The sequence below is a fragment of the Streptomyces sp. NPDC051211 genome, from assembly GCF_040689505.1.
GTDB lineage: Bacteria > Actinomycetota > Actinomycetes > Streptomycetales > Streptomycetaceae > Streptomyces.
Genome location: NZ_JBFBAV010000063.1, coordinates 22,789 through 32,288, shown reverse-complemented (window position 1 = coordinate 32,288; position 9,500 = coordinate 22,789). Strand labels below are relative to the sequence as shown.

The window sequence follows — 9,500 nt, the reverse complement described above, 5'->3', positions numbered from 1 at the left end:
CCGCCCAGCCTCCCGAGTATGGCCGCATGGGGTCCTGTCCCCCTGCCCTTCTTTCGGGGCTTCCCGACAGTCCTTGTCTTTCCGGGGCCGGCCGGTCTGTCAAGGGTGGAGCGCAGCGGAATCGCGAAGCGACGCGACCGAAGGGAGCGCCCTTGACGGGGCGGACGGACACGGAATGACACTGGGACTGCCGGGAAGGCCCCCCGCCTGCTCCTTCGATTCCGTCCAGGCGAAGCCCCGGCACCCCCCATCCCCGCCCGGCAGTTGAGCGGGGTCGCGGCCTGGTGGGCCGCTGCGCGGAGCCTTCCCCCACCCCGCCCCTTCCCGAAACCGGGCTCTGCCCGGACCCGCGCCTCAAACGCCGGTGGGGCTGGAAGGCGGGCTTCGCTCAGAGTCCGCGTCTCAAACGCCGGCGAGGCTGCAAAGCGGCGCTACGCCCCAGACCCCGCGTCTCAACGCCGGCGAGGCTGGGGGGTACCGACCGGCGGGGCCGGGTGGGCGGGCTCCGCCCGACTCCCCGCCCCCGGCGGGGGCCGGGCCCGTGGCCTGCCCGGGCGACCGTGGCCGCCTCAGTCGGTCGGTGCGCGGCGAGGCGGGCGGGTGGCTGGCCGGACAGGTTGGTGGCCCGTGGCGGGGCGGGCGGGGCTCTGGCTACCGGCCGAACGACGAGACCTGCGAGGCGTTCTCGGCCTGGGTGTTTCAGTTACCGCACAGCGCCTGCTGGTGGAGGGTCGACAGCGCGGCGTCGATGGGGTGGTTCTGCAGGTTCCCCGAAGGGCCCGTACCGGAAGGCTCCGTACCCGAAAAGCCCGTACCCGAAGGCTCCGTACCCGAAGGGGCCGTACCCGAAGGGGCCGTACCCGAAGGGGCCGTCCCCGAAGGGGTCGGCTTCTTCCACCTCGCGAGGTTCAGTGCGACGGACGCCTGCCGTTTGCCGTCGGCGCGGGTCCAGGATTCCGTCAGGGCGCCCCAGGCCGTGCCGTCGTGGCCCCAGAAGGTGCCGCAACCCGGGATGTCGTGCCTGTGCAGACCGAGGCCGTATTCGATCGTCGTTCCGTCCAGGGCGATGACCGGGATCGTGCGCTGCATCTGCGCCAGCGACGACCGGTTGACGATCTTTCCGTCGAGCAGCTTGCCGTAGAAGCGGTTCAGGTCCTCCATCGTCGATACCAGACCGGCTCCCATCATCACCCAGGACATGTTGTAGACGCTGTAGTCGCGCGGCGGGTCCATCGACCCCCAAAGCGCTTCATACAGCCGCGAGTGCGGGCCCTTGATACGCGGCCCGGCCGGAAATTCGGTGTGCCGGAGTCCGGCGCGCTCGATGACGTTCCGGGTGATGTACTCCTCGGCAGGGGTACCGGTCACCCGCTCCAGGAGTTGGCCGAGGAGCTCGTAATTGGTGTTGGAATACACCCCCGGGGTGGCTCCCGGCTCGCCGGCGGGAGGCGCCGAGAGCCCCAGCTCGATCAGCTCCGCCGGGCGGAACTGCCTGAACCGGTTGGCGTCCAGGCTCTCGGGCGACATGTTCTGCAGGGAAGGGAACGCATAGCGGATGTGGTCGGGGATGCCGCTGGTGTGGTTGAGCAGCATCCGCACCGTGATCTTCCTGCCGCGCTCTCCCGGCACCAGATGCGGCAGGTAGTCGCCGATCGGCGCATCGAGCCGGATCCGGCCCCGCTCGACCTGCTGCATGACCGCGGCGGCGGTGAACGTCTTGGTGATGCTGCCGACACGCTGCCGCATGTCGGCCGTGACGGGACGGCCGGTCCTGACATCGGCGACCCCGGAAGCGCCGCGCCATGTCCGGCCGGTATCGCGCACCTCGGCGTACACCCCCGGCATCCCCGCGCGATGGACACCGTCCATGGCGGACTTCAGCTCCGTCGGATCGAAGCCTGTGGACGAGTTCGTGCTGCCGGCCGGCACGGCCCGCGCCCCGGCGGGTGCAGGAAGTGCCGCCACCGTGCCCGCATTCGCACTGCCCGCACTCACACTTACTGCACTCGCATTCACCGCACTCAGACTCACCGCGCCCACGCTCACCGCGGCCACGCTTGCGCATACCACCAGCCGGATCTTCAAAGGAATTCGTCCTTTCATGACATGACAACTCGGCAATGAGGGCAACGGGGCATCTCCCCCGTGCTTTTCGGCATCCGCGGTTCACGCGGCCAGAGCGCGGCGGAGGGCTGTGGTGAGGCCGGCGATCTGTCGCTGCGACACCTCGGCGGACAGGATCGCCTGCGACCCGTGGAAGGTGCCGGGCCACTGGTGCAGCTCGACCGATACGCCCGCCTGCAGCAGGCGCAGCGCGTACTCGATGTCCTCGTCGCGGTTCGGGCAGAACTCCGCGGTGGCGATGTACGCCGGTGGCAGGCCGGACAGGTCGGCGGCCCGGGCCGCGGCGGCGTACGGCGTGGCGGGCTGGGAGCCCAGGTAGTGCCGCCACGCCGCGGCGATCTTGCCGCTGTCCATCCAGGGCACATCCGTGAAGTTCTGCCGCGACCACGTCCGTTGCCGGTCGTCGACCCCCGGCTCGTTGAGCAGCTGCAAGCGGATGGCCGGCCCCTGCTGGTCACGCGCCCGCAACGCCACCGCGGCCGCGATCGCCGCGCCCGCGCTGTGACCGCCGACCGCGATCCGCTCCGGGTCGACGCCGAGCTCGGCCGCATGTTCGGCCGCCCAGGTCAGTACGGCGTAGGCGTCGTCCAGGGCGGCCGGGAAGCGGTGCTCGGGCGCCAGACGGTAGTTGACCGAGATCACCACCGCGCCGGCGAGGTCGGCGATCCGGGTGGCCCACGGGTGCTCGGTGTCCAGGTCGCCGAAGACGCCCCCGCCGCCGTGCAGCCAGACGATGGCGCCCTGCGCCCGGTGCGGGCGGTAGATCCGCACCGCCACGTCCGGATCGGCGGGCACGGTGCGGTCCTCGACCTCCATGTTCGAGGTGTCCGGTGCGGGCGCCGAGGCGGCACGCTCGGCGAAGATCTTGCGCGCGGCGACCGGGTCGTCCATGTCGAGCGGCGGGAGGAACGGGATGAACGCTTCGAGTTCGGGATCCATGACGGCCATCCTCACGGTCGCCCGCCGAGGGGGTCACCCGCCATCCGTCGCACATCCGGCCCCGATCACGCACCGACCGGCGCGCCCCGGCCTTCTATCCTTCTGCCATGCAGGCACTCGCCGTACGGCTGTCAGGACTGGATCCGTACGTCGACGGGGCGATCCGGGTCGTCATGTTCTACGACACGCTGATGCGCCGCCGGGCGGACCTCCCGGCCCTCGCCCGGTCCTCGGCGGGCCTGGCCGAGTGCGTGGCCGGGATCCGGCTCCACGGCACGGGGCGGGCGATCCGCGTCTCGCCCGACGGCAGGGAAGCGACCACCCCGCCGGCGCCCGCGTCCACCACGGCGGCGATCACCCTCGACGAGGAGGAGATCGGCACGGTGTGGCTGGAACGGCCCGGTCCCCCGACTCCGCTCGACGAAGTCCTCCTCGACCGGCTCGCCATCGCCGCCGCGGCGGTCGCCGAACGGTACGGCCCGGCCCGCACCACCATGGCCGACCCCGCCCTCGTCGAACTGGTGGTCAGCTCCGACAGCGACGAGGCGGCCAGAGCCCGGGCGCTGCGGCTCCTGGGTTTCGCCGCAGACCTGCCGGTGCGCGTCGTCGCCGTACGGTCGCAGCTTCCGCTCGACCAGGTCGGCGTCCTGGTGTGCCCGGGCCGCCGGGTGAAGGCCGCACCGCTCGCCGACGTGGGTGTCATCCTGGCCACCGTCGTGGACCCGTCCCGGTTCCCGGAAGGCGTACGCGCGGGCATCGGAGCCGCCGACAGCCCCGACCGGTCCTGGCGGGAAGCCCGCACCGCCCTCCGCTTCACCACCCCGCGCGAACCTGTCATCCGCTACGCCGACCTGGGCGCCCTGGCGCTCCTGGCCGGGGTTCCCCAGGACGCCGCCCGGGACAACGCAGACGTGGCCGCGATCGCCCGGATCGCCGGCAACCCGGAGGACCTGGAGACTCTGGACGCCTACTGCGCCACCGGCTCCCTGCGCCGGGCCGCCGACCTGCTCCACCTGCACCACAGCAGCGTCGCCCGCCGAATCGAACAGATCGGAAAGACGCTGGGCATCGAACTCACCGAGCCCACCGGCCCGGTACGGGCCAGACTCGCCCTCACCGCATGGCGGCTACTCGACGACTGAGGAAAAACGCAGGAACGCCGAGGAAGGCTCAGGTCGTCGGCGGGCCGGGTTCCGTTCGGACGGAGTCCGACCCCGGCCGACCGGTCGGCCACACCCCTGTGTAGGTTGACGTTTCTTTTGTTTTCTGTGGTGGGGGAGTGGCAATGCGCGGGCTGATGCGGATGGCGGTCGCGATGGGCGGGGCCGTCGTGGTGATGGGCGGGCTCGTGGGGTGCGAGGGAGCCGATGCCGGGGGTAAGGCAAAGGCTTCCGCGGCGCCCACCGCCGCGCCGAGTGCGGCCGCGCCCGGCTCCGGTGTGAAGGCCGCCGGTTCCGTCGGCGCGGACGGGAGCGGGTGCCGGCTGCCCGTGGTCTTCGATCTGGCCGAGGACTGGAAGCCGAAGACCGTCGCGCGCAACGACGACGAGCGGTTCGCGTCCCTGTTCGAGCAGGGCGGGCTGACCCTGACGTGCGAGATCGACGCCAAGCCCGCCGGGAACATCGGGTTCCTGCGGGTCTGGACGGCCGACAAGGCCAAGGGGAACGCCCGTCAGGTGCTGGAGGCGTTCATGGCCGGGGAGAAGCCCACCGGCACGCCGGCCTACACCGAGGTGCCGGCCGGCGCCCTGCAGGGCGTCGAGGCCGCGTACGAGACGACGGCCCTCGACGAGTCCAAGAAGGAGCACGCCTACGCCGTCGTCACCCCCGGCGGTGCCGCCGTCGTCCTGCAGCTGGGCGGCCTGGACACCCAGGAGCACGACGAGATGCTGCCCGCCTACCGGCTCGCCCGGCAGTCCCTCAAGGCGGCTCGCTAGGCCCGCTAGCGCGGCACCGAACGCCGCGGCTCGTGGCGGTAGGTCTCGTGCGAATCGGAGTCGTGGACGAATCGGAGGCCCTTCTTCCCGTGCACCGCCCGGATGGTGCACGGCTGGAATCCCTCGCCGGACGGGCGGAAGGCGATCTCCGCGCTGTCCGCGCCGCCGCCCAGTTTCCACTGCCCGGCGCCGGAAACCCGGCGCTCCGGGCTGAGTCCGTTTCCCGCCGTGTCGCATTCCGGTGCGAGGCCGATGTTCATGGCGGTGAACTCGCCGTTCGGACCGAAGGAGACTTCGCCGCCGGCCTCGCTTCCCCACCGGCCGCGCAGGTCCGACTCGTCGAAGCCGATGCCCGACAGCTTGTACACGCCGAAGCCGGCCGGCAGCACGAGTACCGCCGCCGTCCAGCTCAGAATCCTGCCCCGCCGTTCCACTTTTCCCCCAGTCGTTCCCCCGTCGGACAGACATCCTTTCATCGACCTCGAAGAGTCGAAGAACCTGATCGCCAATCAAGGCCCGGACACCGAATACTTCGTCACACGCCGACAGGAAAGGAGTCCCACCATGCCGACCGCTTTGGCCGCTGCCACTCCGTCCACCACCCCCAGCGTGCGCGAGCTCCTGGCGCAGGGACGGAAGTCGTTCTCCTTCGAGTTCTTCCCACCCCGCACCGAAGCCGGGGAGCGCACCCTCTGGAAGGCCATCCGCCGGGTCGAGCCGCTCGCGCCCTCCTTCGTCTCCGTGACGTACGGGGCCGGAGGCTCCTCCCGGGACCGGACCGTCGAGATCACCAAGCGGATAGCCACCGAGACCACGCTCCGGCCGGTCGCCCACCTCACCGCCGTCGGCCACTCGGTCGCCGAACTGCGCCACATCATCGGGCAGTACGCGGACGCCGGCATCCGCGACGTGCTGGCGCTGCGCGGGGACCCGCCGGGCGACCCGAAGGGGGAGTGGACGGCGCATCCCCGGGGATTCGCCCACGCCCACCAGCTCGTCTCGCTCATCCGCACGCTCGGCGACTTCACCGTCGGCGTCGCGGCCTTCCCGGAGCGCCACCCCCGGTCCGCCTCCTGGACCGAGGACATCCTCCACTTCGCGGCCAAGTGCCGGGCCGGCGCCGACTACGCCGTCACCCAGATGTTCTTCCACGTGGAGGACTACCTGCGGTTCCGCGACCGGCTCGCCTCGGTGGGCTGTCTGACCCCGGTCCTCCCCGCCGTCATGCCCGCCACCGACGTCCGTCAGATCGCCCGCTTCGCCGAACTCAGCAACGCGCGCTTCCCCGCCTCCCTCGCCGCCCGCCTGGAGGCCGCCAAGGACGACCCGGCCGAAGGCCACCGGATCGGCGTCGAGTACGCGACGGAGATGGCGGAGCGGCTCCTCGCCGAAGGCGCTCCGGGGCTGCACTACATCACGCTCAACAAGTCCACGGCCACGCTGGAGATCCACCGGAACCTCGGCGTCCGGAGCTGAGCGCGACGCGTATGCGGCCGCGCGCCGCGCGGATGGCCCGCCCGCCGGCCGCACGCTTGACTGGAGCCGTACCCGGGCAGACGTGACCAGGGCCAGCGTGACCCGGGCAGACGTGACCCGCGCAAGCGTGACCAGGGCAGACGTGACCGGGCCGACGCGACCCGGCAGAGCTGCTCCGGCCCGGCCCGGCCGCTCCGGGAAGAGGAACGAGGGAGGACGACGCATGGACGCGCTGACCGGTCTGCTGGAGGGGCCGAAGGCACGCGGCGCCTTCCTCCTGAAGTCCGTCTTCAACCCGCCGTGGTCGCTGAGGGTCGAGGACCGCGCCCCGCTGTCCATCGTGACGATGGTGCACGGCGACGCGTGGGTGGTCCCCGACCACGGCGAACCCGTGCGGATCCGCCCCGGCGACGTGGCAGTCGTACGCGGCCCCGATCCGTACACCGTCGCGGACGCCCCGGACACGCCCGTGCAGATCACGGTCGGCCCGGAGCAGCGGTGCAGCACCGGGGCGGGCGAGGACGTCACCGACTCCATGGCGCTGGGCGTCCGCACCTGGGGCGAGGAGTTCCGTGACGACAGCTCCACGGTCATGCTCAGCGGCACCTACCAGGCGCCCAGCGAGGTCGGGCGCCGGCTGCTGGGCGCACTGCCGGCGCTGCTGGTCCGGCCGTCCGGCGGCGCCGACCACACCCTCGTCCGGCTCCTCGCCGAGGAGACCGGCAGGGACGAGCCGGGCCAGGAGATCGTCCTGGACCGGCTGCTGGACCTGCTGCTGATCGGCGTACTGCGCGGCTGGCTCGCCGCACCCGGCTCGGGAGCGCCCGCCTGGTACCGGGCACAGAGCGACCCGGTGATCGGCACGGCCCTGCGCATGCTGCACGAGAACCCGGCGTACGGCTGGAGCGTCGCCGAACTCGCCCGCAAGGCCGGGGTGTCGCGGGCCTCCCTGGCCCGCCGGTTCGGCGAGCTGGTGGGCGAGCCGCCGATGGCGTACCTGACGGGCTGGCGGCTGGCGCTCGCCGCGGACCTGCTGCGCGAGCCGGACGCCACGGTGGCCAAGGTGGCCCGCCGCGTCGGCTACAGCAGCGCCTTCGCCCTGTCGGCGGCGTTCAAACGGGTCCGCGGCGTAAGTCCCCAGGAATTCCGCGCGGGTACGGCCGCAGGGTCCGCGGCGTCCGCGGATTCCGCAGCGGCCCCCGCCGCCGTCCCGGACCCGGCCCCGCGCACGGTGGTCTTGCCGACCGGGCCGTGAGCTGTCGGATAGGGATTGTCCGTATCACCTCTTGGGCCAGCCGATGTCGTCGTCGGGCATCGTCGACTCCCGGGCATTGGATACGAAAAGAGCAGGCGCTGGAGAGTGTGGCTCGACCGGCTGGAGAAACGCTCAAGAACGGGAAGACGGCCGCCGGACGAGTACCGGACGAGTACCGGACGGTTGCATGACGAACGCATGACGAGCGCCGGACGGCGGCCCCGGGTCCGTGCGAGAACCGCACAAAGGTGACGTCCCCGGCGTGGCAAAGGTTTGCCCGGCTCTTGCCGCGAGCCCTACGCTCGAAGCCGGTTCCCGACAGAATTCTTGCCGCTTTCCTGCCGCTTTCTTGCCGCACGACCTCAGGGATGCTCATGCTGCGACAGCCCGCGTTCGGACACCGCCTGAGAAAATTACGCATGGCCCGGGGCCTGTCCCAGACCGCGCTCGCCGGCGACGGAATGTCCACCGGATACCTCTCCCGCCTGGAGTCCGGGGCACGCCAGCCCACCGACCGGGCCGTCGGCTACCTGGCCGGCCGGCTCGGCCTGGATCCCGCCGACTTCGAGGAACCGGCGACCGGCTCCCTCGCCCACGCCCTCACCCTCGCCGCGTCCACCGGCGCCCCCGACGCCGTCGAGGCGCTCCGCCAGGCGCTGGCCGCCGAAGGCCACGAGAGCGCGGTACTGCGCTGGCAGGCGCTCTGGCTGCTCGCTCAGGCCGACCGGGTCCAAGGCGACCACGCCACCGAACGGGAGCGGCTCACCCGGCTCGTGGAGCTCGGCGACGAGGTCGGGGTCAGCGAGCTGAGGGTCCGCGGGCTGACCCGGCTGGCCCGCTGCCTGCGCTCGCTCGGCGAGATAACCCCCGCCCTGGACGCCGCCGTCGACGCCCACCAGCTGGCCCTGCGGGAGCGGCTGGGCGTGGAGGACCGGGCCGCCGCGCTGCTCGCGCTGGTCTCCGTACAGGCCGAGGCGGGACGGATCGTGGACGCCCGGCAGTACGCCGACGAGCTGACCGCCCTGGTCGAGGGGCGGACCGACGCGCTGTGGGCGGAGGCCATGTGGACCTCCGCCGCCGTCCGCATGCGCCAGGGCGACTTCCCTGGGGCGCAGTCCTGCCTCGAAGCCGCCCTGGACCGGTTCGGCAGCCAGGAGGACCTGGTGCTGTGGCTCCGGCTGCGGCTCGCCGCCGCCCGGCTGCACCTGCAGAAGCTGCCCGCCGACCCGGAGCAGGCGCAACGCCGCGCCGCCGAGGCCGAAGCCGCCCTCGCGTTCGTCGGCACACCGGCCCTGCGCCAGGACCTGACCGCCCTCAAGGCGGACCTGGCCTTCGCCACCGCCCGCTACGAGGACGCGCGCGCCCTCCTCGGCGAACTCGCCGCCGACCAGCCCCGGATGACGTACCGCGACCAGGTGCGCCTGGAGATCCTCCGCCACCAGCTGTTGATCCTCGGCGGCGACCCCTCCGGCATCCAGGGCCTGCGCACCCTGGCCCAGCAGGCCCAGGACGACGCGAACATCGACCTCGCCGCCGAGATCTGGCGGGTGCTCGCGGACGCCCTCACCCGGACCGGAGCCGCCCCCGCGGCGAGCTGAGCGGGCTGCCCACCGCCGCTGCGGGTCGGGCGTACCGCTCCCGCCGCGAGCTGAGCGAGCTGCCCCCGCCGCCGCGGGCCGGGCGAACCGATCCCCCACCGCGGGTCGGGCGAACCGCTCCCGCCCGCGGGGGATCGAACCGCCCCCGCCGCGGGTTGAGCTGCGCTCAAGT

Annotated in this window: 8 protein-coding genes; 5 read left to right on the top strand and 3 right to left on the bottom strand. The window is 72.4% G+C overall.

The window, feature by feature from the left end; all coding sequences use genetic code 11:
• Nucleotides 1-699: 699 nt before the first annotated feature.
• Together AB0447_RS33990 and AB0447_RS33985 are read right to left on the bottom strand one after the other, a co-directional pair.
• Nucleotides 700-1,869, bottom strand: a complete 1,170-nt coding sequence (locus AB0447_RS33990; protein WP_366480784.1) for a serine hydrolase domain-containing protein — start codon at nt 1,867-1,869, stop codon at nt 700-702.
• Nucleotides 1,870-2,166: 297 nt separating this feature from the next.
• Complete coding sequence (locus AB0447_RS33985; protein WP_366480782.1) at nt 2,167-3,063, bottom strand: alpha/beta hydrolase; 897 nt, start codon at nt 3,061-3,063, stop codon at nt 2,167-2,169.
• Between the two features lie 107 nt (nt 3,064-3,170).
• Between AB0447_RS33985 and AB0447_RS33980 the strand changes: the two genes are divergently transcribed.
• Entirely contained in the window at nt 3,171-4,205 is a 1,035-nt protein-coding gene (locus AB0447_RS33980; RefSeq protein ID WP_366480781.1) for a helix-turn-helix domain-containing protein, read from the top strand.
• Between the two features lie 143 nt (nt 4,206-4,348).
• Nucleotides 4,349-4,999: a lipoprotein gene (locus AB0447_RS33975; RefSeq protein WP_366480780.1), complete on the top strand. Its 651-nt coding sequence runs from the start codon at nt 4,349-4,351 to the stop codon at nt 4,997-4,999.
• A 5-nt stretch (nt 5,000-5,004) separates the two neighbouring features.
• Here AB0447_RS33975 and AB0447_RS33970 read toward each other — a convergent pair whose 3' ends face one another.
• On the bottom strand, nt 5,005-5,433 hold the full coding sequence (locus tag AB0447_RS33970; protein WP_366480778.1) for a hypothetical protein: 429 nt from the start codon (nt 5,431-5,433) through the stop codon (nt 5,005-5,007).
• A 130-nt stretch (nt 5,434-5,563) separates the two neighbouring features.
• Between AB0447_RS33970 and metF the strand changes: the two genes are divergently transcribed.
• The 3 genes from metF (at nt 5,564) to AB0447_RS33955 (ending at nt 9,328) form a co-directional block, all read left to right on the top strand.
• Nucleotides 5,564-6,475: a methylenetetrahydrofolate reductase [NAD(P)H] gene (gene metF, locus AB0447_RS33965; RefSeq protein ID WP_366480777.1), complete on the top strand. Its 912-nt coding sequence runs from the start codon at nt 5,564-5,566 to the stop codon at nt 6,473-6,475.
• Nucleotides 6,476-6,698: 223 nt separating this feature from the next.
• Nucleotides 6,699-7,730, top strand: a complete 1,032-nt coding sequence (locus tag AB0447_RS33960; RefSeq protein WP_366480776.1) for an AraC family transcriptional regulator — start codon at nt 6,699-6,701, stop codon at nt 7,728-7,730.
• A 374-nt stretch (nt 7,731-8,104) separates the two neighbouring features.
• A complete protein-coding gene (locus AB0447_RS33955; RefSeq protein WP_366480775.1) occupies nt 8,105-9,328 on the top strand; it encodes a helix-turn-helix transcriptional regulator in 1,224 nt (407 codons plus the stop codon).
• The last annotated feature ends 172 nt before the right edge of the window (nt 9,329-9,500 follow it).

Coding starts and splice junctions, on each gene's coding strand:
- AB0447_RS33985 (WP_366480782.1), bottom strand. CDS start 3,063: ATGGATCCCGAACTCGAAGCGTTCATCCCGTTCCTCCCGCCGCTCGAC.
- AB0447_RS33955 (WP_366480775.1), top strand. CDS start 8,105: ATGCTGCGACAGCCCGCGTTCGGACACCGCCTGAGAAAATTACGCATG.
- metF (WP_366480777.1), top strand. CDS start 5,564: ATGCCGACCGCTTTGGCCGCTGCCACTCCGTCCACCACCCCCAGCGTG.
- AB0447_RS33990 (WP_366480784.1), bottom strand. CDS start 1,869: ATGGACGGTGTCCATCGCGCGGGGATGCCGGGGGTGTACGCCGAGGTG.
- AB0447_RS33980 (WP_366480781.1), top strand. CDS start 3,171: ATGCAGGCACTCGCCGTACGGCTGTCAGGACTGGATCCGTACGTCGAC.
- AB0447_RS33975 (WP_366480780.1), top strand. CDS start 4,349: ATGCGCGGGCTGATGCGGATGGCGGTCGCGATGGGCGGGGCCGTCGTG.
- AB0447_RS33960 (WP_366480776.1), top strand. CDS start 6,699: ATGGACGCGCTGACCGGTCTGCTGGAGGGGCCGAAGGCACGCGGCGCC.